Origin of the sequence: Streptomyces sp. XH2, from assembly GCF_049725035.1 — a bacterium.
GTDB classification, from domain to species: Bacteria; Actinomycetota; Actinomycetes; order Streptomycetales; family Streptomycetaceae; genus Streptomyces; species Streptomyces roseoverticillatus.
This window is the reverse complement of the sequence record NZ_JBMMMZ010000001.1, coordinates 110,332-133,794: the sequence shown is the minus strand read 5'-3', so window position 1 is coordinate 133,794 and position 23,463 is coordinate 110,332. Positions and strand designations below refer to the sequence as shown.

The 23,463-nt window shown below is 69.6% G+C and carries 18 protein-coding genes and 2 pseudogenes; 8 read left to right on the top strand and 12 right to left on the bottom strand.

Annotated elements, in window-relative coordinates:
• Positions 1-10 precede the first annotated feature (10 nt).
• Positions 11-1,513, top strand: coding sequence for a DUF6519 domain-containing protein (locus tag ACOTKD_RS00655; RefSeq protein WP_424886809.1), 1,503 nt, complete (start codon positions 11-13; stop codon positions 1,511-1,513).
• Positions 1,514-1,621: 108 nt separating this feature from the next.
• Here ACOTKD_RS00655 and ACOTKD_RS00650 read toward each other — a convergent pair whose 3' ends face one another.
• The 4 genes and pseudogenes from ACOTKD_RS00650 to ACOTKD_RS00635 all read right to left on the bottom strand — a co-directional run bounded on the left by ACOTKD_RS00650 (position 1,622) and on the right by ACOTKD_RS00635 (position 6,184).
• Positions 1,622-2,389, bottom strand: a complete 768-nt coding sequence (locus ACOTKD_RS00650) for a maleylpyruvate isomerase family mycothiol-dependent enzyme (RefSeq protein WP_424886808.1) — start codon at positions 2,387-2,389, stop codon at positions 1,622-1,624.
• Between the two features lie 98 nt (positions 2,390-2,487).
• A complete protein-coding gene (locus ACOTKD_RS00645; protein ID WP_424887348.1) occupies positions 2,488-3,825 on the bottom strand; it encodes an aldehyde dehydrogenase family protein in 1,338 nt (445 codons plus the stop codon).
• Between the two features lie 84 nt (positions 3,826-3,909).
• Positions 3,910-4,593, bottom strand: a pseudogene (locus ACOTKD_RS00640) (type 1 glutamine amidotransferase domain-containing protein); the annotation flags it as partial.
• A gap of 1,072 nt (positions 4,594-5,665) precedes the next feature.
• Positions 5,666-6,184: a hypothetical protein gene (locus ACOTKD_RS00635; RefSeq protein WP_424886807.1), complete on the bottom strand. Its 519-nt coding sequence runs from the start codon at positions 6,182-6,184 to the stop codon at positions 5,666-5,668.
• Positions 6,185-6,587: 403 nt separating this feature from the next.
• On the opposite strand from ACOTKD_RS00635, the gene ACOTKD_RS00630 reads away from it, so the two are divergent.
• The 3 genes from ACOTKD_RS00630 to ACOTKD_RS00620 all read left to right on the top strand — a co-directional run bounded on the left by ACOTKD_RS00630 (position 6,588) and on the right by ACOTKD_RS00620 (position 9,935).
• The gene (locus tag ACOTKD_RS00630; protein ID WP_424886806.1) at positions 6,588-7,574 is read left to right on the top strand and encodes a S41 family peptidase; all 987 of its coding nucleotides are present in this window, start codon (positions 6,588-6,590) and stop codon (positions 7,572-7,574) included.
• Positions 7,575-7,948: 374 nt separating this feature from the next.
• Positions 7,949-8,341 (top strand): hypothetical protein, encoded by a 393-nt coding sequence (locus ACOTKD_RS00625; RefSeq protein WP_424886805.1) that lies wholly within the window; start codon positions 7,949-7,951, stop codon positions 8,339-8,341.
• 355 nt (positions 8,342-8,696) lie between these two features.
• On the top strand, positions 8,697-9,935 hold the full coding sequence (locus ACOTKD_RS00620; RefSeq protein WP_424886804.1) for a HEAT repeat domain-containing protein: 1,239 nt from the start codon (positions 8,697-8,699) through the stop codon (positions 9,933-9,935).
• Positions 9,936-10,049: 114 nt separating this feature from the next.
• Here the strand turns inward: ACOTKD_RS00620 and ACOTKD_RS00615 are convergent, their stop codons facing one another.
• Positions 10,050-11,564 (bottom strand): DUF4157 domain-containing protein, encoded by a 1,515-nt coding sequence (locus ACOTKD_RS00615; RefSeq protein WP_424887347.1) that lies wholly within the window; start codon positions 11,562-11,564, stop codon positions 10,050-10,052.
• 1,103 nt (positions 11,565-12,667) lie between these two features.
• The gene (locus ACOTKD_RS00610; protein WP_424886803.1) at positions 12,668-13,345 is read right to left on the bottom strand and encodes a TetR/AcrR family transcriptional regulator C-terminal domain-containing protein; all 678 of its coding nucleotides are present in this window, start codon (positions 13,343-13,345) and stop codon (positions 12,668-12,670) included.
• 83 nt (positions 13,346-13,428) lie between these two features.
• On the opposite strand from ACOTKD_RS00610, the gene ACOTKD_RS00605 reads away from it, so the two are divergent.
• The gene (locus ACOTKD_RS00605; protein WP_424886802.1) at positions 13,429-13,857 is read left to right on the top strand and encodes an ester cyclase; all 429 of its coding nucleotides are present in this window, start codon (positions 13,429-13,431) and stop codon (positions 13,855-13,857) included.
• Positions 13,858-14,295: 438 nt separating this feature from the next.
• On the opposite strand, the gene ACOTKD_RS00600 is transcribed toward ACOTKD_RS00605, so the two are convergent.
• Positions 14,296-15,198 carry a LysR family transcriptional regulator gene (locus tag ACOTKD_RS00600; RefSeq protein ID WP_424886801.1) on the bottom strand — a complete coding sequence of 301 codons (903 nt, stop codon included), beginning with the start codon at positions 15,196-15,198 and terminating at the stop codon, positions 14,296-14,298.
• 162 nt (positions 15,199-15,360) lie between these two features.
• Between ACOTKD_RS00600 and ACOTKD_RS00595 the strand changes: the two genes are divergently transcribed.
• From ACOTKD_RS00595 to ACOTKD_RS00585, 3 genes are all read left to right on the top strand, one after another.
• Positions 15,361-15,654: a DUF1330 domain-containing protein gene (locus ACOTKD_RS00595; RefSeq protein WP_424886800.1), complete on the top strand. Its 294-nt coding sequence runs from the start codon at positions 15,361-15,363 to the stop codon at positions 15,652-15,654.
• A 577-nt stretch (positions 15,655-16,231) separates the two neighbouring features.
• Positions 16,232-17,365, top strand: coding sequence for an IS630 family transposase (locus ACOTKD_RS00590; protein WP_424886799.1), 1,134 nt, complete (start codon positions 16,232-16,234; stop codon positions 17,363-17,365).
• A gap of 165 nt (positions 17,366-17,530) precedes the next feature.
• Positions 17,531-17,980, top strand: a complete 450-nt coding sequence (locus ACOTKD_RS00585) for a hypothetical protein (protein ID WP_424886798.1) — start codon at positions 17,531-17,533, stop codon at positions 17,978-17,980.
• Here the strand turns inward: ACOTKD_RS00585 and ACOTKD_RS00580 are convergent.
• The 5 genes and pseudogenes from ACOTKD_RS00580 to ACOTKD_RS00560 form a co-directional block, all read right to left on the bottom strand.
• Positions 17,964-18,500 (bottom strand): hypothetical protein, encoded by a 537-nt coding sequence (locus ACOTKD_RS00580; RefSeq protein WP_424886797.1) that lies wholly within the window; start codon positions 18,498-18,500, stop codon positions 17,964-17,966. The genes ACOTKD_RS00585 and ACOTKD_RS00580 overlap by 17 nt on opposite strands.
• Entirely contained in the window at positions 18,497-18,853 is a 357-nt protein-coding gene (locus ACOTKD_RS00575) for a DUF4158 domain-containing protein (RefSeq protein ID WP_424887346.1), read from the bottom strand. Before ACOTKD_RS00575 ends, ACOTKD_RS00580 begins: the two co-directional genes overlap by 4 nt.
• A gap of 1,746 nt (positions 18,854-20,599) precedes the next feature.
• On the bottom strand, positions 20,600-20,965 hold the full coding sequence (locus tag ACOTKD_RS00570) for a hypothetical protein (protein WP_424886796.1): 366 nt from the start codon (positions 20,963-20,965) through the stop codon (positions 20,600-20,602).
• Between the two features lie 304 nt (positions 20,966-21,269).
• Positions 21,270-21,927: pseudogene (locus tag ACOTKD_RS00565) on the bottom strand (ISAzo13-like element transposase-related protein); the annotation flags it as partial.
• Between the two features lie 638 nt (positions 21,928-22,565).
• Positions 22,566-23,378, bottom strand: coding sequence for an RICIN domain-containing protein (locus ACOTKD_RS00560; protein ID WP_424886795.1), 813 nt, complete (start codon positions 23,376-23,378; stop codon positions 22,566-22,568).
• Positions 23,379-23,463: the final 85 nt, after the last annotated feature.

The following is a 23,463-nucleotide window of genomic DNA, read 5'->3' as shown; positions in this document are numbered from 1 at the left end:
GTCCACCACCATGCAAGGCGACTTCTCACGCGTCACCTTCGACGCGGCCCGCCGCTTCTCCGCCGTCCTCTCCCAGCAGGGGCGCGTCCAGCTCGACGCCGACATCAACGAGCAGACCGCCATCCTGCTGCATCACCTGCGCACCCTGGCCGCCGACATCTTCGGACCCGCCGCCTTCCCGGCCCCCGCCGACGGAAGCTCCCCGGGCGGCTTCTCCGTCTCCTTCGCCGGCGGCACATTCGCCGTCACGGGCGGCAACATGTACGTCGACGGCATCCTGTGCGAGTGCCCCAAGGGCACCGACTACTGGAACCAGCCCGACGGCCACCTCGATCCCGCCCGTGACACGCACAAGGCCCTGCCCGAGGAGACGTTCCTGGTCTACCTCCGCGTGTGGGAGCGCCTCGTCACGGCCGCCGACGTCCCCGCGATCCGCGAGGTCGCCCTGGGCCCCCACGGACCCGACACGGCCGTACGGACCAGAGTCGTCTGGCAGCTCGACTGGATGCCCCTGACCGGGGACTTCTTCACGGACGCAGCCGGCTCGCCCTTCTCTCCCGTCTCGTTCCTGAGGGGACGGCTGGCCGACAGGCTCGGGCCCCGCCCCCGCCTCGAGGCCAAGGCCGGGGAATCCCGGGCCGAGGACGGCGACCGCGGCCTTCCGCCCGGCCCCGGCTACCGGGGACCGGAGAACCAGCTCTACCGCGTCGAGATCCACCGCGGCGGCCCGGCCGGCACCGCGACCTTCAAATGGTCGCGTGAGAACGCCTCCGTCGCCCTCCCCGTCCTGTCCGTCAACGGATCCGTGGTCGAAGTCGGCACGCTCGGGCGCGACGGCGGCCTCGGACTGGACACCGGCGACATGGTCGAGATCGTCGACGACGCCGTGATCTGCCGCACCGCCGACGACACCGCCCCTGACGATGACGCCGCCCCGGGCCGCACACGCCTCTACCGGGTGACGGACATCGACCACACCGCCCGGCACGTGTTCCTGGACGCCGCCCCCGCCCAGGACCCGCAGTGGCCGGGCGCCGGCACCGACCCGGCGCTCCACCCGGTGCTGCGCAGATGGGACCACCGCCCGACGGAGGAGTCGCCGAACGGCACGGCCGCCGCGGCCGCCGCGGCCGGCAAGTCGGCGGAGACGGCCACGCCGACAGGGCAGGCGGAGGGAGGAAACGGAGCCCTCCCCGTCGTGGAGGGCACCTGGCTCACCCTGGAGGACGGGATCGCAGTGCGCTTCTCGCCGGAGGACCCCGCGAAGCCCTGCCGGTACCACAGCGGTGACTACTGGCTCATCCCCGCCCGCGTCGTCACCGGTGACGTGGAATGGCCGGCCGACCCCCAGGGCAACCCGTTGCCGAGGGAACCGCACGGCACCGACTACCACTACGCCCCTCTCGCCGTGGTCAAACCGGCCGGGGCCGGCGACGCGGCGGGCACCCGGCACACGGAGGACCTGCGCACCGCCTTCCCCCAGCCGCGTCCGCCCCGGCCCGGCCAGGCCTGACCGGAGGAGGACGCTTGCGCCCGCTCCCCGGCAGACCACCGGAACCCCGCCCCTGCGCCTCCGCCCGATCGCGGGGGCGGGGTTCCGGGGCTGTCCGAGAAGCGGCCGTCAGAAGGCCGAGTGAGTGAACCAGTGGGCGATCAGATCCTCATCGCCGAGCAACTGGAAGGCGTCGCTGTTGCGGTTCAGACGGCCGTAGAGGAGCAGGAGAAGGTCCGCGGCTGTCCCCCGGACGGTGGCGTCCGCCGCAGCCGTACGGGCCTGGGCATCGTCGGGCACCAGCCCGAATCCGTCGGGCTGCAGGCGGACCACCCAGTCCTCGTCGCCGTCCGTGCAGCTGAAGCGAATGGTCCGGTCAGGGCCGCGCAGTTCGGCGGTCCCGGGTGCGAAGAAGGAAGCGAACGGCAGGTTGGTGAGGAACTCGTCGATGCCGTCCGCCGCCAGTGCGTGGTCGATGTGCGGCGTGAGCCCGAGCGCGAGTTCGGCATCGGCTCGGTGCACGAGCGTTTCGAAGAGCATGCGGCGGACCCAGAACCGGGCGTGCTGGTCGCGCCCCCAGGCCCACATCGGTGCGTCCGGATCCGTGGCGGCGAACACCTGGGCGGCCTCCGCGGCACTTGCGACCAGCCAGTCCGGATAGGCGTCGGCCTGCTCCGGCAGGTGCAGGTCCACCTCGCGACTGGTCGGCGGCTGCTGGATGCGCCGGCTCAGCAGGACGGTGAACCAGCGGTGCACGCTGCCGGTGTGGCGTGTCAGGTCGGCCAGGGTCCAGCCGGGGCAGGACGCCACCGGGGTGGCGGGATCGGCTCCCCTCACCGTGGCGACGAATCTGGCGGTCTCGGTCGCGACGGCCGTGACGTGGTGGGCCGGGTTCATGTCGGATGTCCTTCTGGTAGGAGTGTCCCGAGTTGCGCAGGCGCGAGGGAAACGGAGAGGCGGAGAGGCGGGGGAGCGGGGGAGCGAGGGAGTGGGGTTCAGGCCGGCGGCTTGTCGAGTACGGCCTTGGTGTGACTGAAGGTCTCGATGGAGTACTCGCCGTGGTATCGGCCCATCCCGCTCTCGCCCACGCCGCCGAACGGCAGGTCGGGTACGGCAAGGTGGGAGACCGGCAGACCGAAGACCAGGGCGCCGGAGGAGGTCTCGTCGGCCAGCCGCTGCTTGGTTCGCGGCGAGTCGGTGAAGGCGTACAGGGCGAGGGGCTTGTCGCGCCCGTTGACGAAGGCGATCGCCGCGTCCAGGTCGGGCACGCCGATCACCGGCAGGATCGGCCCGAATATCTCCTCCCGCATCACCGGTGCCTCCGGGGAAACGTCCGCGAGCACGGTCGGGGCGAGGTAGCGGTCCGCCCGGTCGTGCCCTCCGCCGGTGACGATGCGGCCCTCGCCCAGAAGCCCGGTCAGCCTGTCGAAGTGCCGCTCGTTGACGATCCGCCCGTACTCCTCGTCGTTCGAGGGGTCCTGGCCGTATTGCGCTCGGACCGCTGCGGCCAGGTGCTCTTCGAGCGCGGTGGCGGTGTTGCCGATGGCCAGTACGTAGTCGGGCGCGACGCACGTCTGGCCCGCGTTGAGGAACTTGCCGCGGACGATCCGCTGGGCGGTGGCCTCCAGGTCGACGTCGGGCTCGACCAGCACGGGGCTCTTGCCGCCCAGTTCCAGGGTTACGGGAGTGAGGTTCCGGGCGGCTGCGGCCATCACGATGCGTCCGACCGTGCCGTTGCCGGTGTAGAAGATGTGGTCGAAACGCTCCTCCAGCAGCGCAGTGGTCTCCGGGACGGCGCCCTCCACGACGGCGACGGCCCGCGGGTCGAGGTACCGCGGCAGCAGCCGGGCCAGGGCTGCCGACGTCGCCGGCGCCAGTTCGCTGGGTTTGACCACGACCGCATTGCCCGCGGCGAGCGCACCCACCACCGGGGTCAGCGCGAGTTGCAGCGGATAGTTCCACGGTGCGATGACCAGCACCACACCGAGCGGATCACGGACCACTCGCGCTTCGGCCGGCTGGAAGGCCTCCGGTACGGGCGCCGGCCGTGGAGCGAGCCACTCCGCCAGGTGCGCGACGGTGTGGTCCAACTCGTTCAGCGTAAAGCCGATCTCGGTGCGGTACGCCTCCTTAGGGCCCTTGCCCAGGTCGGCACGGAGGGCGGCCAGGAGCACGTCGGTCTGTTCCGTGAGCAGTGCGCGCAGGCCGTGCAGCTGGCTGAGCCGCCAGGCGAGCGGCTTGGTACGACCGGTGGCGAACCCGTCCCGCAGCCGGGCAACCGTGGTGGCCGGATCCGTGGCCGGCACGACATCCGGTCCGGCGTTCGCTTCCAGGTTCGCTTCCGCATTCGCTTCCGCATTCGCTTCCGCATTCGCTTCCGCATTCGCTTTCGCGTTCTCTGCGGCGGCCCGCGCGGCGACCAAGGCGTGGGCGAGCTCTGCGGAAGAGGCCGGGTTCTGGCCCGTGTAGAGGTTGCGGTCGATGACGATGTGCGGGCTGAACGGCTCCGCGGCGACGAACTCGGCGCCGAGCTCCTTCAGGCGGTCCTCAAGCAGCCAGCGGGCTCGGTCGGCGAAGCCGGCCGCTATCTCCTCGGCATTGCTGAACGCAGTCATCCGGTATCCGGCGAATGGCCAGCTGCCGTCCTCACGGCGAGCGGCGAGCAACGCGGCAGGAGCATGGCAGACCACGGCGAGCGGTTTGCCCGAGTCGAGCGTACGGGTGAGGATCCGGCCGGAGACGGAGTCGAGCGCGAGGTCCTCCATCGGGCCGTGGCCCCCGGGGTAGAAGACGAGGTCGTAGTCGTCCGGATCGACATCCTCCAGCGCCGCCGGGGTGCCGAGGTCGTCCTTCATGGCGTCGAGATAGGCGGCGAGACGGCCGGCCCGCTCCCGGCCGCCGTTGGCTTCGGCGCTCAGGCCGGCCGGGTCGGCGGGAGCGGCGACGCCGCCGGGCGTCGCGACGGTGATCCGGTAGCCCGCCTCGCGGAAGATCCGATGGGGTTCGGCGAGCTCTTCCGCCCAGAATCCGGTCGGGTGCGGGGTGCCGTCAGCCAGCGTCCAGTGGTCGGCGCCGGTGACGACGAAAAGCGCGGAAGTCATGAAGGGCTCCAGAGGGCGAGCGCAACAATTTAAGGGCATGGATGGTTCATGCACTCAAGTAATGTGGTGAAGGTAAACCTCAATGGTTGACGTTGTCAACTGATCGCGGTGTGCTGCTCGCCGCAAGGCGGTGCATGGCGCGCCGCCGCGACGGCTGAGAATGCGCGCGCCGCCTACCTCCTACCTCGTACGGCGAGCGAAGCGGCTCGTGTACGACCCGGCTGGGTTTACCGGGCTGGCAGATCCCCTGGTCCCGGCACGGCTCTGCCGACCGCACGCCGTGTTGGCGTGCGGTCGGCAGACGTTGTCACCTTCGCGTCGCTGCATTTCCTGAGCGCGATGCCTCCCTGGGCGGTGAGGACCGCGTTGACAGCCGGCGTGTCACATACCGCGCGCGGGACTTCGGGTGTGCTCGGCAGCGGCTCGTCCGCAGCCGCGACCGGGGCTGCCAGGTCGATCAGCAGGGCCACGGGTGCCGCTGCCGCGACGAAGGCGTGGGTGCGGAGAGGGTTCATGGCGACCTTCACGAGGGGAGCAGATGTTCGGCAAGGCGGACATCTGGACCGACACTCGTACGGTGATCCCTCCTCTTCGGCATATCGGGTAGTCCATACGGGTGATGGCCGCCATGGCGAGCGGCATGGGCAGGCCGGTGATCTCGACTGAGAACCGGGGGGCGCTGCGGTTGACCGCGTGCTGTGCAATGCAGGCGGCGGGGAGTCGCGGCGCGTAATTGCCGGGGTATGGGAGCCGGACGCAGGTGTCACGACGGCGGTCGGGCGCCGCCTCGTGGGCTCCGGACGAAGCCGATGCGTTGGCCATAGCCATGCATTGCGGCATAGGGTCGCTGGACCCGATGGCAAGCTCTTCCCGTGCGTGCGAGGGACTGCCCGGTGCCTGCCCGGAGCCGTCGTCGGTGCAACCTGCCCCGGGCAGGCGAGGCTGGCGCGGCAGCCATCCGCCGTTCGGATGCGGCCCTTATCGGGCCGTGCAGTGCCCCAGGATTCGCCGGGCAGTGCATCGGGATGGACCCGCCTGCCCTGGTGTCGGTCTTGGTTTGTGATGTGAGGCGTCAGTACCGCACTGCGTTGCGGACTTCGGCGGTGATCGTGCCTGTCAGGTTCCTGTTGCTCCGGGCAGTGGCATGGGCGGTGCCGCCCGCGGCGGTCTCGGGGATGTCGAGGACGGTCATGTCGAGCAGGTTGCCTGACGGGTCATTGAAGTTGATCAGGATGGTGTAGCGCCTGGCCTTCGTGTCGTGGTTGGTGACGTTCACCGGGACCTCGGCATGGCCGCCGGAGCTGGACACGACGGTGCCGAGAGTGACGTCCGCCTTGGCGTTGAGGCCGCCCTTGACTTTCGCCAGGGCGGCCTCGGCGGCCGCCTCGGCGGAGGCGACTGCCGAGGAGACCGCGGAGGCTGCCGCACTGCTGGCGGCGGAGGCGACGGCGGACGCCCCCGACCTGGCTGCGGACGCGGCCGAGGACGCGGCGGAACCGGCAGGCTTGTTCGACGAGCACCCGGTCAGTCCGGCCCCGCCCAGCATGATGGCCAGCGCGGCAGAGGCACATCGGTTGACCTGACGTTTCATGGAATCTCCCGGCTCGAACGGTACTACCCGTCAAGCGTCGACCGGCCCGGCACGCCACGCCGGTAGGGCACGCGCGGCACCCGGGTGATCCCGCCGGGCATCAAGGCGTGACGACGACCGGGGCAAGGACGCGGGGAAACCTCGCGAGGCTTGCTCGGGCGCGATGGAGGGCGGTGTCCTCACGGTGTCGTGACTCGCGGCGCACGAGGTCCGCGCCGTGGACGGCTGGGGCCACGGCCCGCGCATGTTGCTGCCGAGGGCCGGTGCTGTCACAGTGAGCTACCGCTGGAACACCTACAGGGAGAACCTCATTAGATTGGCTTGTGAGCTGAGAGCCTGTGAGGGGGGACGGATGAGGCAGGGCGGTTTACTGTGCACGGCGGCCTGTGCTGCGCTGGCCGGGATGGTGATCGTGGCTACGGGATGTACGAGCCGCTCGGCTGATCCACCAGGTGCCGAGATGTCGCCCAGTGCACAGACCTACTTGTCGGAAGCGCTGAGCATCATGGAGAAGCATTCTCTTCTCCGTCACCAGGTTGACTGGGGGGACGTGCGCGGCCAAGCGTTCGCGCACGCCCACGGTGCACAGAAACCTGCGGACACCTATGGCGCCATCGACTGGGCTTTGTACTCCCTGGGCGATGGACACAGTCGTTTCTTGGAGCCGGAGCCGGAGCCGGATAAAAATAGTCCGGAACCTTCTGTGGTCTCTTTCGAAGGCCCGCAGGGCCGTTCACTGAAATCCGGCATCGGGTATGTTTCTCTCCCCGGGGTGCAGGGGTCTCAGAAGACGTACGACGAGTACGTACGGCAAGGCCGGGAGATCGTGGCGAAGGCGGATCGGACCGGCGTCTGCGGCTGGGTGGTGGATCTACGCTCGGACACAGGCGGCAACATGTGGCCGATGCTGGCCGTCGTGGGGCCTGTCCTGGGCGATGGCAAGGTCGGCATGTTCGTGGATGCCGACGGCAGGAAAACGGTTTGGTCGATCAAACGCGGCGCCCCGTACGCAGACGGCGAGCCGACCGGCTGGGGAGACAGCCGGCCTGTCACCCAAGGCGCCCCACCAGTTGCCGTCTTGACCAGTAACCGGACAGCCAGTGCGGGGGAAGCGGTCGCGGTGGCCTTCCGAGCACGCCCCCGTACACAATTCTTCGGTGAGCGCACCAATGGTGTCCCCACGGGAAACCAGACGTACCGCCTGTCCGACGGAGCCAGGCTGGTCCTCACGGAAGTCAAGGACGCCGACCGGACAGGTCGTACATACGACGCGGCGATTCCACCGGATAAAGAGATCGCCGCCGACCCACGCCCAGCGACAGGCAACCGGGACGAAGCCCTGGAAGCAGCTCAGAGCTGGCTGCTCGAGCAGGCCGCCGGCCGGCGGTAGTTCCGGGCGGGTCCGGCTTCCTGCAGCAGGCGGGTCAGGACCTGGTGGTCGAGGTGCTGGAGAGACCGCAACTGAAGTAGCGGTCCGGCCGGCGCCGAAGTTCAGAAGCTATGCCGAGGTGTGGTCGCTACGATCCCGATCATGGGTGCTCACCCCGCCGGCCTACGTTCGTGCTGGTTCACGGGTCCGGCTCCGGTTCGTCCATGTGGGCGCCGTCCAGCGGGAGCTGGCGTTGCTGGGGCACCGCAGCTCCGCCGTCGACCTGCCGGGCCACGGGTTCGACGCGCAGTACCCGGCGGCCTACCAGGCCCCCAGGATCTCGACGCCTGGGCGACCGAGCCGTCGACGTACAGCGGTCGGGCCCCGTCGAGTACGTGGGTGATCCGGCCGCACCCGGCCTCGGGCGGGCCAACTACCGCACTGCCGACCCCACCCTGCTCAGCGCCCACAAGGCGGCGATCATGGGGGACGGCACCGACGAACAGTTCCGTGCTTTCCTCAACATCCCCCAGCCCGACGAGTCCCTTGCCGTCATGACGGCCGATGCCCGGGGGCACGCCGACACCTGGGGAACGATCGCCCGCACCTGCATCCGCCTCACCGGCGACCGCACGCTTCCCGTGGCGACGCAGGACCGTCTGATCGCCGAGGCTGACGCGCTGACGCCTGAGAACCCGTATGACGTGCACACCATGGGCACCAGTCACGTGGGTTTCCTCCTGCGGCCGGCGGAGGTGGCCGGAATACTGGACCAGCTGATCGCCTAGGAAGCAGCTGCCGTGACCAGGGGGTACTTGCGTCCTGAGCCCGCCTCGCGAGCTCCCAAGGGTCTCGTCAGCAGACCGACCGTGCCGGGCTCCTTGCCGCTGGCGGATGTGCCCAGGCGCGGTGCGTATCGCGGTCGGGAAGCACCGGAGGAGCGGCCACTTGCGGCGCAAGCCGGACACCACGGCTGGAGCTGGAGCGATCATGCTTCAATACCGTCCGGACCGTCCACGGCTCGGTCCGTGGCGGCGACCTCGCCGCCGCCCGTGACCCGCTGTCGCGGGAGCAGCCGTACCCCATTCCCGAAGTCCCCGAAGTTCCCGAAGTCCCCGAAAGGCTCCTCCACCTCCTGTGCGCATGGCTTCCCCCGAACACCCGCTCCTCACGGCAGTCCGCAACGGCGATACCAAGGCAGTGGCCGCTCTGCTCCAGCAGGACTACGGCACCCCTCACGCGCGCGGTCCGCACGTCGCAGCCGCCCTGCGCCTGGCCGTGGACGCTCTCGACCACCAGGTCCTCGATGCCCTGCTGAAGCTGGCAGATCTCGACGCACTCGACCTGGACGGCATCGGCGCCGACGGTCGCACACCCCTGCTGCGCGCCGTCGACCGCGGCGCCCACGACATCGCCACCGCTCTGCACTTCGCCGGGGCTGACCCCAAGCTCGCAGACCGCGAGGGCCGCGACGCCCTCGCACTGGCCCGCCACTGGCACACGACCGGCACCCAAGCGGGGGTCTACCGGCGAACTGTTCGCGACGGCGACGGTGAGATCTGCCGCGAGCTGATGATCGGCGAGCAGATCGTCCGCGACGGCCACACCGCGATCCTCACCCACCTGGAATCGTGCCTCGGCATCGCCACGCCCTTCGCCGAACTGCTGGACCGCGCCATGGCCGAGCCCGAGGTCGACCACCCCGTGTGGGGAGCGGCCGTCGTCGCGGCTGCCGGACGCAAGGGCCCGGCATTGCCGCCCGTCTGGGACGCCGCAGCCGCTCTTCGCCACCACCCCGACCCGCTGGCGCGTTACTTCGGCGCGGAAGTGCTGCGTTGCATCAACCTTTACGACGAAAGCGGCGAGGACGAGGAACTTCCCTTCGACGCCCCGCTCGTCGACCTCTTCCTCCCCTGGGTGGAGCAGGAGGAGGACCCTCGCGTGATGCGGCCCCTCGCCGCCGGCCTGGCCGATGCCATGGACCCGCGCGCCGGGAAGCCTCTGCCCGCCCTCACCCGTCACCCTGATGCCAAGGTGCGGTCTTGGGCGGTCGGTGGCCTGGGCTGGCAGGTCCAGCAAGGGAACAGTGGCGCCCTGGCCGCCGTCATCGCCTGCACCCGGGACGCGGACGCCCGGGTCCGGGAGGTCGCTTGCCGGACCCTCCTGCGAGCCCGGGCCGGCGACCCCGCCCCCTGTGATGCCCTGGCCGCCTGCCTCTCCGACATTGAAGAGGCCGTACGGGTCACTGCCGCGGTGCAACTGGCTCTTCGCGACGACCACCGTGGTGACGCACTGCTGGACGCCCTCGACGCTACCGTCGACCAGACGTCGCCGTACTACTGGCCGCTGTACGAGGTGTGGCGGCACCGCCAGGACCGGTGAGCCGGGACCGGCGAGGGAGCACCGATCGCCGGCCACGGCAGGAGCTGGTCGCTAACGCGTCGTGCGCCGGTCAAGGCTCGGTGAACACCGGCCCTTGTGACGCTTGCCTGTCGGTCAACGCGTTCCGGGGGCGAAGTCGACGCCTTCGTCGTTGAGCTGGTGCCGGACCACGAAGGCTTCCACCGGGTCGGTCGGCCAGACCGACCCCTGCCTCCTCAGTGCTTCCAGATACTGCTGGTTCTGCGGCGCGTCGGTCAGGAGGATGTTCTGGCTATTCTTGGCCAGCCATGGGTTGTCCGACAGGCGTATCCGGTGTTCGAGGTTGAGCGGCTCGAATCCCTCTGTGCCGTCGGCGCGGAAGACCTTGATCTGCAGTGTGCCGGTCGGGTTGAGCCGCGCGTCGCCTGCAGCGGCGAGCTGGTTCTCCACGGCTTGAAGGGCCGGTTCCCTCCGCAGCCGACGCATCACCTTGCGCTGCAGGCCGCTGAAGTCCTCGCGTGCCAGATCACGAGCCTCGCGCAGGATGGTGTTGGCTCTGGCTCGCTGCTGCGGGGTCAGCGTGGGGGCGTCGCCGACCTCTGTGCGCAGCGCCCCGAAGTCTATGCCGAGCTCGGTGAGCCGTGCCCGGCCTGCAGTCGGGATGGGCCGTTCCGCGGCCAGGGTCTGGTTGATGACACCCGGCAGCTGTTCGTTGGCGAGCCGCTCGTAGCGGGCGACAAGTCCGGGATTCGAGACCCGGACGTAGCGGGATTGCGGAGCCGTGGTCACGGGACCGCCGGTGCTGCGAGCCCCTCGGGCCCCGGGGGCCGGCTTCACGAGACCTTCGGACGCACTGCCCGGCTTCATGCCGGCCAGCCCCGTGGCCATGCCGGAGACGAAGGTGTCCCTGACAGCCTGCTCGCCGGCAGCCTTGTCCGCATCGATCTTGGATGCGGGGCCGACCCTGCCTTCGCTGACGAACCGGTTCTCCTGATACGGGTGCGGGACGAGGACGTTGTCGATGACGACGGGCTCCTTGGTGTCCATCTCCACGTGGCGCAGGGTGCCCCTCCTCTCCAGCTCCTTCTCCAGATCGCGGGGGGAGATACGGCTGGGGTCCAGCGGGCCCCGGCCGAGTTCCAGGACGAGCTCGGCGAAGGTCTTGCCGGTCCGTTTTTCGAGTTCGCTGCGGATCTGGGAATCGGTCCGTCCGTCCCGCCCCGGCCTCTCCTGGCGTGCGACGATCACGCGGCCCGAAGCGTCGTACTGGACGACGTGAGCGAGTTCGTGCGCCAGGAGATGCCGGCCCGCAGTGCCGTGTACGGATTCTCCGCGGCCGAGAACGATGTCCCGCCCGAGGCTGTACGCCCGTGCCCCCAAGGCCTGGGCCAGCCCGGAAGCCTCATGCCCGCTGTGGACGCGTACACCGGTGAAGTCGTGCCCGAAGGCCCCTTCCATCTCCGTGCGCACCGGGAGATCCAGAGGCCGTCCACCGTTCGCCGGTACAACGCCCCTGTCCGGTACAACACCCCTGTCCGGTGCACGGCGTTCTACAGGACGTCCGGCCGATGCCCGTGCCCGCGCCGAACCCGCCCTGCCCAGCGCCGCCAAAGCGCGGTCGGCAAGCGCACGGGCTCCCCGCTCCGTCATGCCGCCGCGTCTGGTGATCGCCGGGCCGTGCATCGTCCACGTCCCCTCGCCTTGGCTCGCTGCGGAGGCCGGGACACGGTGAGCGCGCATGAACGAGGACACGGGAGCACCTCCCACTGCACGGTGCCGTTCACGGAAGGCAGCCGGTGGACGCAAGGAAGCTCACGGCCAGCGTAAGGCGGTTACGTCACTCGTGCCACATTCGATCGTCCCGTACGGGAAGCCGAAGGACCGTACTACAGGCGCTCGGCGGTCCCGGCAGGGACTCGGTGCACCAGCGACGCCGAGTGCGTACAGGTGCGGCCCGAGCGCCGTGCCCGGGTCGACGGGGTGGCCGCACGAGTGCCGGAGGTCTGTGGACAACTGCCGGTGCGGGAAGCCGCCCGAATCCGGTGCGCGGCGTGCAGAGTCGGCGCGCTCTTGCCGTCGCCGTTGCCGGCGGCGCGGCGAGCGACTCGCGCGTGTCGTGCGCCGTACCGGAGCGACCCGTGAAGTCCCCGCTGCAGCGGTGGAGTTGGAGGGGGCAGGGCGGCCGTCCGGCTCCCCGCCCTCAGGTCGGCGACCGGGTACGACGAGGCGAGGGCACCCCGCTTGTCCGCCCGGCCAACGGACCCGTACCCCGCGGACGGGTGGACAGCCTGAGCGCTGTTGCACCGGGGCGGGCGGACAGTTGTGCGCGCACTACCGGCTACCCCAAGCCTTCACCCGGGTGCGGTGGACGGATGGGGCCGGGGGACCGTGAACCGAAGGGGCACTCCGATGTGCGCCTTGTGCCGGTCGAGGACGCGGCGGAGGCGGTCAAGGGTGTTCGGCCTATTTATGAGGGGCTCCGCGCTGCTCTCGGCGAACTGCCCGACCCCTGCCCGACCGTTGCACTGCCGGCACGAAACCGTACGCCTCGGGGGAGACCGGCCGCGTTCAGTGCCTGCTCCAGTGACTGGCCCCCCGTCGTCCAGCCCGGCCACTGCCCGGCCTACGCCCAGCTCCGCCCAGCCCCGCCCCGAACCTGGTCTTCGTCACCGCCTACAGGTCCGGGTGATGGCAGCGCTACTGGTTGCCGGACCGTGTGCTTCCGAGATGACCGTGCCCGCTCGGCCACGATGTCAGGCCAGGTCAGTTGTCGGTCGGTTCTTCATACGGGTAGAGGCCCGGCCGCGCTGGAGGCCGTCGAGGAGGGCGTCCAGCGCGAGGTCGAAGCGGGCTTGGTGATCCTGGGGGGTGCCGAGTCCTGAGGCGACGGCGGCGGCCAGTACGGGGAAGGCCGCGAGGTCGGGTGTGTCCTCGGTGCTCTGCTCGGGGTGGCCGGGGGTGCCCGAGGCCTCGGCGAGGCAGTGTCCGGTCACCAGGGTCGCGACGGAGTTGATGACGCGCAGTGCGTCGAGGGGTGGGATTCCGGCGCGCCCGAGGGCTGCCGCGGTGTCCTCCACCGCTTGCAGCGCGGCAACGGAGCGGGCGGGGCGGGTGGCGACGAGCGGGATCACTCCGGGGTGGCGCAGGAGTTCGGCTCGGAGGGCGACGGCGAAGTTCCGCAGCCGCCGGGGCCACTGGTCGGCCGGTGAGTCGTTGTCCGGGCGCACGGCGGAGGTGACCAGCTCGACCAGGCCGTCCAGCAGGGCGGCCTTGTTCGGCAGGTAGTGGTAGAGCGACATCGCCTCGACGCCGAGTTCCGCACCGAGCCGGCGCATGGACAGCTTGTCGATGCCATCGCGGTCGGTGACGTCCAGGGCTGCACGCAGCACCTTCTCCCGGGTCAGTGCTGCGCGCTTGCCGGTCGGCTCCATTGCGGACTCTCCTTGACTTTCTTACGCCGTAAGGCAATAGTAACGGCCAACGCAGACTTACACCGTAAGGAAAGAGGTTCGGAGTGGACACGCAACGGAACAAGCAGCTGGTCGGCGACTTCTTCACCGCCCTCAACGAGGGCCGCCTCGCGGATCTCGGGGACTACCTGGCGGCCGATGTGGTCGACCACAACAAGGTCGTTCACGGCGAACCGGACGAGCCCGGTGCCGCATTCGCCGCCATCGCCGTGCAGCTCGAGGCGCTGAAGCCCTACCACGCCACGGTCGAGGAGCTCATCGCCGAGGGCGAGAAGGTCGTCGCCCGCATCACTCAGAGCGGCACCAGCTCCGGCACGCATCCGCGGATGCCCGTGCCCACCGGCCGCGCCTTCGAGAACGAGGCGATCTTCATCTTCACCGTCGTCGGCGGCCTCATCCAGGAGATGCGCTGCGTCTCCGACCGCCTCGGCCTCTTCCTCCAGCTCGGCTGGGACTGGCCCACCGCCGACTGAGCGGCCGGCCTCCCGACTCCACTCCGCCCCCCGCTCTGACCAGGACGCACCACAAGGACACGGAAGACGCCGGGCACGCAGCGAGACGACCCCGTTTGCCGCGGGGAGCATCTTGCCTACGGCGCCGACGCCCTGCGGTTCCCGAGCTAAGGTCAGCGGGACGAATGCGGCCCGCACTGAGTGATCAGTAATCCTGTCGCCCATTCGCCTGTCTCAGCGTACGGGCCCTCGGCTTCCTGCTGCTGCGTTTCGATGAGGTCGAGGAGGGCCGGGGAACTGCGGGCCAGGTCGACTGACCAGATCGCCGCGTTGAGCGGGTATGGGTACGGCGAGGGCCGCTGGTAGGCCAAGCGGCGCTGCAGGGCGTCGAAGTCCGCCGGGCGCAGGGGTCTCCGGCCTCGCCGCCGCAGACGTCCGTCTCGCTTGACCTCTTGCGCGTCAGTCCGGCAGCCAGTGCAGCTCGTGCGTCAGGGTTTTGGCTACGGCACGGATGCGGCGGTGTAGTGGTGACTGCTCGCGTGGGAGGACCAGGTGGAACGTCAGGCTGGGCGCGCCCCGCAGCGGTCGCCAGGTGAGACCGGCCGGTTGTGCCGTGGCTGCGGCTTTTCCGGCCGGGGCGAGGGTGACCCCGTCGCGCAGGTCGCGCTGAGACATGTCGAAAGAGACTGCGGGCGTGTGGAATCGGGGGTGTGGTCGGATGTCTCGGAACAGCGCGGACAGCTGATCGTGGATTACGGGGTTGGCCGCAGGGTCCGGTAGTCGCAGCGGATACGCGGCCGCGTCGGCGATCTCGATCTCCGGGCGTTCGGCCAGCGGATGGTGCTGCGCCAGCTGGACCCCGACGCGCGCACGCCGCAGCAGGAACCGGCGCACGCCACGGCCCGGCTGTTCACCGCGGGTGATCCCGGCGTCGATGCGGCCGTCGGCGACCGCGGGGGAGATCTCCGGTGTCGCCATCGGGACCGCGCTGACCTCGAGTCCGCTGTTGTCGCGATTCAGTCTGTCCACCAGGGCCGGTGCCGTCTCGGCCCCGGTGCTGAGGCTGTATCCGATGCGCAGCGTGCCCAGTTCACCGGCTGCCGCGCTCCGGGCGGTGTCCCACGCCCGGTCCAGCGCCGCCAGCGCGGGCGGCGCGGATTCCGCCAAAGCCGCACCGGCCGTGGTCAATGCGACGCTACGCGTGTCGCGGATCAGCAGGGCCGTACCGAGTTCCGCCTCCAATCGGCGCATCCGGGCGCTGAGTGCGGGCTGCGCGATACCGATCCGTGCGGCCGCGCGTGTGAAGTTCAACTCCTGTGCCAGCACCAGGAAGTACCGCAGACTCACCGTATCCGGCGCCACGTGCCCTCCCTGCCGATTGATAACGATCCGTTCTGAGTCTATCCCGTACCGGTCTTTCCCCCGACCGCACATCGAGCCCTAACCTGCGCATGCCGGGATCGATCGATCTGAGTGTCAATCCGAAGTCAGTCAGACGTGTCCGGCCGAACACAGGAGGTTTCCATGGCCAAGGGCTACTGGGCCAGTGTCTACCCCGCCATTTCCGACCCTGAGAGGCTGACTGCCTACGAAAGGCTGGCCGGTCCGGCTGTCCGGGCTGGGGGCGGGCGCACCCTGTCCCGTGGCGGTCGAGTCGTAGCCCACGAAGCCGGAATCACGCAACGCGTCGTTCTGGTCGAATTCGACAGCTTTGAACAAGCCGTCGCGGCATACGAGAGCGAGGCATACCAGAAGGCGCTCGTGGCCCTCCCCGACGGCGTCGAGCGTGACTTCCGCATCATCGAAGGCATCGACTGACCGGCGCGACCAGCCATCGCTGAGCATCCATCACCTGAAACGCACACGGTGCTGAACGACGACTCACGAGACGAGTTTGAAGCGATGCCCCGCGTCCCAGTTCGTCGTCGACGCCCTCGACGCCCTCGACGCCCTCGACGCCCTCGACGCCCTCGACGCCCTCGACGGCCCGACTTACCTGACACGGCGTTCAAGCTCTGACCTCCCACAACGGCGATTCACCCCAGATAAGGCGAGCGATGTCGGCCGGTGTCGCCCAGACCCAGGGCCAGCCCGGACGGGTGGACCAGTCGTCGCGGGCGCGACGGATCACCCGGTGCGCAAGGAGTTCGCCGGCGAGTACGGCGCGCACGAAGTCCGCCAGCCGCCCCGGGGTCCTGTTCTCGGCGGCAGGGCCCCAGCGGGACACCGAGAAGGTCCAGTGGCCGGCGAGCACGGGCCGGTCGGGGCCGGGCTGTGCCGCGGTCCAGACGGTGGGGACCGCACCCAGCTAGTGCTGTGACCGCATAGGTTCACCGGATTGGCGGGTGGCGCGGTTGGATGGGTGGTGACGTCCATTCCGACTGCTGGAGGTGTGGTGGCCGAGCCTGTGCGGGTCCGCAGACTGACCGATCAGGAAGGACAGAAGCTGCAGCAGATCGTCCGCCGGGGCAGCACCAGCTCGGTGCGCTACCGGCGGGCAATGATGTTGTTGGCGTCCGCCGGCGGGAACCGGGTGCCGGTGATCGCCCGGTTGGTCCAGGCCGACGAGGACACCGTGCGGGATGTGATCCACCGGTTCAACGAGATCGGTCTGGCCTGCCCGGACCCTCGATGGGCGGGAGGCCGTCCCCGCCTGCTCACCCCTGACGACGAGGACTTCGTCGTCCAGACGGCCACCACCCGCCCCGCCAAGCCCAGCCAGCCCTTCACCCGCTGGTCGGTACGCAAACTCGCCGACTACCTGCGGAAAGTACACGGACGCATCATCCGTATCGGCCGGGAGGCCTTACGCTGCCTGCTCCGGCGCCGCGGCATCACCTTCCAGCGCACCAAGACCTGGAAGGAGTCCCCCGACCCCGACCGCAACGCCAAGCTCGACCGGATCGAGCATGTTGTGGAACGCTTCCCGGACCGGGTCTTTGCCTTCGACGAGTTCGGACCCCTGGGGATCCGGCCCACCGCCGGCTCCTGCTGGGCGAAGCAGGGCAGGCCCGACCGGCTGCCGGCGACCTTCCGCCGCACCCACGGCATCACCTACTTCCACGGCTGCTACTCCGTCGGCGACGACACACTGTGGGGCGTCAACCGCCGCTGCAAGGGCACCGCCAACAGCCTGGCCGCACTGAAGTCGATCCGCGCCGCCCGGCCCGACGGCGCCCCGATCTACATCATTCTGGACAACCTCTCCGCCCACACCGGCGCGGACATCCGCCGCTGGGCGAAGAAGAACAAGGTCGAACTGTGCTTCACCCCGACCTACGCCTCCTGGGCCAACCCGATCGAGGCCCACTTCGGACCGCTGCGGCAGTTCACCATCGCCAACTCCCACCACCCCAACCACACGGTCCAGGCCCGGGCCCTGCATGCCTACCTCCGCTGGCGCAACGCCAACGCCCGCCACCGCGACGTCCTGGCCGCCGAACGTAAGGAACGCGCTCGCATCCGCAGCGAGAGAGGCATCCGCTGGGGCGGACGCCCACTCGCCACTGCGGCCCGAGCGAACCGGTGAACCTATGCGGTCAGAACAACTAGCGCTGACTGGGCATCGGCTCGGCAACCTCCGAGAAGGCGCCTGATAGGTGGTCCCGGTCAGCCAAAGTCACCTATCCATAGGGTATTTTGACTGGACTTCTATCTCAAACCGACTATCCAGGACGAATGAAAGGAGAGCACCATGAGCATCACCAGGACCGCACGTAGGACGCGGGCCAAGATGACCGTGTCCATCGCGGCCCTGGCCGCGGGCTCACTCATACTCACGGCCTGCAGCGGAAGCAGCGACAGCGCCAGCAAGCTCGACGGTACCTACTACGTCAAGGACGTCAACGGCACGTCCGACCTCGGCCAGCTGGTCGTCAAGGGCAACACTGTCTCGCATCATGAGTACAGCTGCGATGGTGTCTACGAGAAGCCGGGCGTGACCAGCACCGGCGAGTTCAACAAGGATCAGTCCCAGATCATCTGGACGGTCGCCGGAGACGACAGCCGCAACAAGCGGACCGGCAGCGAGTCCATCTCAAGCAGCGAAACCTCGATCAGCATCAGCGGTAGCGCGTACGTGCGTGACAACTCCGATGCCGGCAAGGCTCTGCTGGACGGCTTCAAGGTCAAGTGCGGGAAGTAACGTCGAGGTCCCGCCCGCTTGGCTGGTCAAGCCTCTGCCGCCTACTCCTGAAGTTGCTGCGCCTCCACGATCTCCTGCTGCTGGCGCCGGATCTCCTCCAGTTCCTCGAGGGCCTCTTCTTCGCCTTCGCGGCCATCCGCTTGCAGAACATCGTCGTCAGGTCCTCCCGGGCCCGCATCCGGGCCTTCGCCGCCAGGCAGGCAATCAGCGCGACCCGCCGGTCCGCGGTGTAGTCCTTGAGCGTGGCCGCGTCCTGGGCCTCCGCCTCGCCGGCGAAGTCCACGACCTTCCCGGTGGCCACCCCCTGGATCCACTTGCCGCTCTCGCCCAGTTCGTCGACCCACTCCAGGTGACTCTTCAACCGCTTGAAGTTCGACCAAGTTGCCCGGCCCGGGTTCTGCTTCAGCGCGTTGAACAGCGACTTGCCGTCCAACCCGACCACGTCGACCGGGCTCAACAGCCCGCACCGTTCGTCCTCACTCATCCGCTCCCGGATCCCGGCCAGGATCTCCTCGTTCACCCGGGCCCGTACCGCGGAGGCCATCGCGTCCAAGGGGGAGAACCGCGGGATCTCCAGTCCGGCCTCACCAGCTTCTCCAACGCGGCCTCCACCAGCTTCTCCAACGCGATGTTGATCAGGTCCGCCGGGTTGTTCTTCGCCGCCGCCCCGATCCGCATCGTCTCCTCGGCCAGAGCCCGGGCGGCCGGCCCGTCGTAGCGCGTCCCGCACTGCTCCCGCACCCACGAACGGTGCCGCTCGGCCGTACGGCCGGAGGCGTACGCAGGCAAGGTGTCCTCCGGGAGTTCCGTAGCCCGGCGCACGAACTCCGTAACCTGGTCCGGGATGTCGTGCGGCTTCGGGCAGCAGCCGATCCGCTGGTACGACTAACTTCAACGCCGGCAGCAGCGCGGGCTGATGCTCGTCGGAGTCCGTGACCTCCTCCGCCCAGGCCTGTTCCTTCTCGGGCGGTGAAGAACACATGCAGCTCGCGCACGGTGATCAGCCGTTTGAACCGCGGATACGGGGTCCGCTCGACCGAGGCCATCCCCACCCACCCGGTGTCCAGCCCCTGCGGTACGCGCCCACGCGGGATCATGCTGGGCGCCAGGCCTTGAGATGATCAGAACCCCGGACCATCCCCAGAACGCCGCCCGCCGTCACCACGCCCCACCCTCCCCGGTCGGCGCGCCCGAAGCCTTTCGTTCGGGGCGATGCCCAGCACACGCTCGACCGCGGCACGGAGCTGGGAAACACCCCAGCGCCCGCGATGCTGCCGCCGAGGCCCCGCCCGCCGAGAATGCGGCAACAGTGCAGAGGCTGCTTCCCCGCCCTGCCCCGCCTCCAGTACCACGTGCGCTGGCAGCTCCCCCGATCCCGCCCATGCCCAGGACACCGCCCCGACCGCCTCTACCCACTCCACCGGAGGACCCTCAGCAGCGCCGACCACCGAAGGCCGACAAGGGCAAGGCATCCTCCACCGCTGGCTTCGGCGCTGATGTACTGCTGATCCCAGGTGGAGCAAACCGGCCGGCGGCGGCGAAGCCGGAGGAAACTGGTGCCCGCAGACCGGGACGCTGTTATCCCCTGCGGCCGTCGTGCTGTCGGCCGGGACCGAGCCGGCGTCCCCCTCGTACGGGCGGCAGTGACCACGGCGGGCGGTCTGGCCATCCCTCCTGGGTTCGCGCGAGGCGCTTGAGCAGCGAGGCGGTCGAAGCCGTAATCGGGGCGCGGAGCCGTGCGGAGTGCAGGTCCACGGGAGAACGCGCCCTCCACGAGGGCGTAGATCGCCTCCACGGCATCCTCGATGGCGAGGGTGCTCAACCCATGGGGTGCGCGGCCCCGGTGAAACGGCAAGCCGCCTCCGCCGCGGCATCGGAGTGTTCCTCCACGCCCGATGCGGCCCCGGGTGGCTCGGTGGTGGGGGTGATGAGGGTGCGAAGTCCTTGGCCGAGGGTGCAAGGCGGCCGGGCTGTGGTCGCGGCAGGAGTCTGCCGAGTCTGCCGTACGGGCCGGCGGGGCGGGTCCGAGGGCCTCCAGCGCGAACGATCCGGCGCACAGCCGCGCGGTGACCGGGTGACGCCGGCCCGGCTCGAGGATCCATCCGGACGGCCTCCACGAGCGCTATGACTCCCCATCGGGCCTCGTCGCCGGGCAACTGCGCCACGACCTCGACTTCGAGCTCCTCCACCACGCCGTATCGCACCCCGCACACCCCCCATGTGATCGACTTGAGTAACAGGGTACGAAGGAACCGCCGATCACGTCCCGGCCTGTGGATAACCTCGATCGGGGACGCTCAGGAACTGTCCGCGGCGCGGGTACGCCGCTTCGACAGAGCCGTGCCGCTCAGCCTTCCGAAGCGGAGCGACTTGGCCGTTCCCAGGCTGACGAGCGACTGCCGGACCCCCCCATCCAGGGGAGGGGGTCCGGCAGTCACCGTTCGTGGGCGCGTCACGGGCTGGTGAGGATGTCGTGCCCGCCGATACGTCGCCAGACGACGTGCTGCGCGCCCGTATCCGCTCCGACCCGTACGACCAGGTCGCACGCCCGCGCCCGGACCGGGTGAGCTCGTCGGTGACGGCTGCTTGACTGAGCGCCACACCCTTCCCGCCCTCCGGTCAGGAGGTCTTCTGCAGCAGCCAAGCGTTCGGCGTGAAGGAGGAGTTGACGAAGACGACGCAGCCGCCGCTGTAGTAGGTCTGGACCTTGGTCCAGCCCTTCGGCGGTTGCGCGCTGGCGCAGGCGTTGACCTGGGTGCCGACGGGGAGACCGTCCAATTGCTTGATCATCTTGATGTTCGAGCCGCCCATCACGCGGCACGAGGCGCTGGTGCCCCAGTTCACATCGACCCAGCCGTCCGGGGTCATCGAATCGGCGCACACCGTGCGGGTCTCGCCCGGCGACGCCTGGGCCGGGCTCGCCGTGACGGAGGCGACGAGCGTCGCGCCGAGAAGTGCCAGACCCGCGGTGCGGAGTCGTCTCATGGGGTGTCTCCCAAATGTGAAGAGTGCACTGATGCGTTGATGAGTGATCAGTGTTGGTCACGGGCATTCAATGGCCTGTGTGAAGGTCTTGTGGAGAGTATTTTTGGCCATGAAAGGCCGAGAAGAGCCTTCTCGGGGTCTTCTCAAGCCCTTGAGGAAGTCGTGAGGAAGCCGCTGTGCCGCATAGGCGCGGGCCCGTGCGGCACAGCCGTGGGCGGCGGTAGACGCCCGGCGCGCACCGGATGCGCTCGTGCGAAGGCCCGCTCGATGGCCAGGCCAGGCCAGGCCAGGCCAGGCCAGTGCGGGCGGTGGTCGCGGCGATGCTGTTCACGATGACCCAGCCGGTGTTGGCGGCGATGTCGTGGAAGCTGTACGGGATTTGCCCAGCCCGGCCCCTGCCGGTCGAGGAAGTCATGGGTTCTGACCTCGACCGGCTGGCCTGCGGGCCGCCATTCGCGGCCGCCGTTTTTGTAGTCGCCGACCAACTCCTTCTTCTCGGTGTCCACGCTGATCACCGGGTCGCCGGCGGTGATGTGGTCCTTGGCCGGGTTGTTGATGTAGCGGACCTGGGCGTCCCGGTCCACGTGTAGGGCGCCCTCGAGGACATTGGAGGGGCCTGCAGACTGAAGCCCTCCTTACGTAGCAGGTCACCGGCGACGTCGGCACCTATCCGGGCGTCCCTGCCGGGTCAGCTCTTCGGCGAGCTTCCCGGTGGACTTCGCCGTCCAGCACGACGGTGACATCAGGTCGCCCCACATATCCGGTTCAACCAGCTTGCGCATGCCCTTGCGGGCCGTGGCTTCACTCATCCCGGCCGCGGATGCGACGACCCGGATCCCGCCGCGTCCCAGCAACCGGGCCTCGGCTCCCACCAGCAGACGCCGCTGCCGCTCGTCCAGGTGCGCAAACAACACCGCGAACTTCGCGGCGAGTTGATCCAAGACCGCACTTGATATGCCAATATCAGATCAACGAACCGCAGGACCGGAAACCACACCTCGTTCTTTGGCAAGCCCTTATCCAGGTGGGACACCTCGGCTTGCCCTCGGGTGCGACCAGGACGACATGGTGGCGCTGACACCTCCGGTGGAACCGATGCTCGCCCAGGCGCGCGACGAGCGTCCGGGGCCCGGTGTGCCGCCGGGTGGCCCGGCTTTCGAGCCTGCACTCGGCGGATACGGGTGCCTCGTCTTCACCCTTCGCCAGGCCGGCGGCGCCGTACTGCTGCAGTCGCGGCGCGCTGCGGTGCGCTCATCCAGTCCCGCTTCCCCGACCTGGTCGCCGCAACCCAGTAGCTGCCCCAGGCCCTGGCCGCGGACGGGGAACTGGTGGTGTGGGTCGCTGGCGCACTGTCCTTCGAGGCGCTGCAAGGCCGCGCGGTCGGCGCGGTCGCTGGCCGACGCGACGTGCCCCGGCTCGCTCGCGGAACCCCTGCCCGCGCACTGCATCGTCTTCGACGTGACGATCCTGTTCGCACGAGGTGCGGTACCCGGCCGGTCTTGAGGGACGCGATGGCGCGGTGCCGTACGCCGATGTGTGGAGACCCTTCTTCACTGGGGGCTGCGCGGTACGACCGCTGAAGGCTCTCGCGTCGGCTCGCTCAGGGATTCCTGACGGACCATTTCCGCGCTGGTCCGGCTCCTGGCCGCTGAAGGCGCAGGATGTCCCCGGGGCCGATGTCCAGGGTCTGTCCGGAGGCCTTGAGAGTCAGTGTGTAGGTGCTGCCGTCGGCAGCCACCCGCCACTGCTGGGTATCGGTTCCGGCGCACGGCTGTTGGGTGATCCCGCCCGCGGGTGAGGTGGCGTCGGCCTGGAGGCATTTGGCGGAGTGGACGGCCGTGATACGGACGTAGCCGCCACCTGCTTCGGTGAGGGTCCATCGCTGGTTGGGGTTGCCGGTGGGCTGGTAGGCGATGACTACCGCGCCGTTGTCGCGGGAGGCCGCCGTGACGTCCGCGGCCTTGCCGGTGTCGCTGATCAGCATGTACGGCCCGCCCAGGAGTACGGCGGCGGGCGGGCTGGGGGCTGCCGAAGGAGCGTTCGACGGGGAGGGAGCGGCGGAGCCGGGCGTGGCCGGGACGGCGGGTTCTGGTGACCGCGCCGCGGGAGCCGCCCCCTGTTCTTCATCGCCGAGTACCAGTGCGCCGACCGCGAGACCGGCGGCCGCGCAAGCCGCGATGGCTGCGACGGGTATCCACACTCGTCGGGGCCGGCGAGCCGGCTGGCCGGGCTCGCGGGGCTGCGCCGGTCCGGGGTCGATGCGCGGCAACGGCTTGGTCGTGCCGGCCAGGTCCTCGGGCGGCACGTGGCCGTACTGCTGCCAGGCTCCCGGGGAGAGGACCTCGGTCGCGTCCGGGTCGAACGCCGAGGGGCGGTAGGGCGGCGGCGTCGCAGGCTGCTGCGGGTGGTTCACTACGGCTCCGGCTGTCGAGTCCTGGCCAAACAGCTGCGACCCTACCCGCCGTCAGTTTGCCGACCGGGCCCGGGCCTTGCTGCTG

Coding starts and splice junctions, on each gene's coding strand:
- ACOTKD_RS00630 (WP_424886806.1), top strand. CDS start 6,588: ATGGTGATCGTGGCTACGGGATGTACGAGCCGCTCGGCTGATCCACCA.
- ACOTKD_RS00655 (WP_424886809.1), top strand. CDS start 11: ATGCAAGGCGACTTCTCACGCGTCACCTTCGACGCGGCCCGCCGCTTC.
- ACOTKD_RS00615 (WP_424887347.1), bottom strand. CDS start 11,564: ATGACGGAGCGGGGAGCCCGTGCGCTTGCCGACCGCGCTTTGGCGGCG.
- ACOTKD_RS00620 (WP_424886804.1), top strand. CDS start 8,697: ATGGCTTCCCCCGAACACCCGCTCCTCACGGCAGTCCGCAACGGCGAT.
- ACOTKD_RS00635 (WP_424886807.1), bottom strand. CDS start 6,184: ATGAAACGTCAGGTCAACCGATGTGCCTCTGCCGCGCTGGCCATCATG.
- ACOTKD_RS00610 (WP_424886803.1), bottom strand. CDS start 13,345: ATGGAGCCGACCGGCAAGCGCGCAGCACTGACCCGGGAGAAGGTGCTG.
- ACOTKD_RS00585 (WP_424886798.1), top strand. CDS start 17,531: ATGAGCATCACCAGGACCGCACGTAGGACGCGGGCCAAGATGACCGTG.
- ACOTKD_RS00650 (WP_424886808.1), bottom strand. CDS start 2,389: ATGAACCCGGCCCACCACGTCACGGCCGTCGCGACCGAGACCGCCAGA.
- ACOTKD_RS00570 (WP_424886796.1), bottom strand. CDS start 20,965: ATGAGACGACTCCGCACCGCGGGTCTGGCACTTCTCGGCGCGACGCTC.
- ACOTKD_RS00595 (WP_424886800.1), top strand. CDS start 15,361: ATGGCCAAGGGCTACTGGGCCAGTGTCTACCCCGCCATTTCCGACCCT.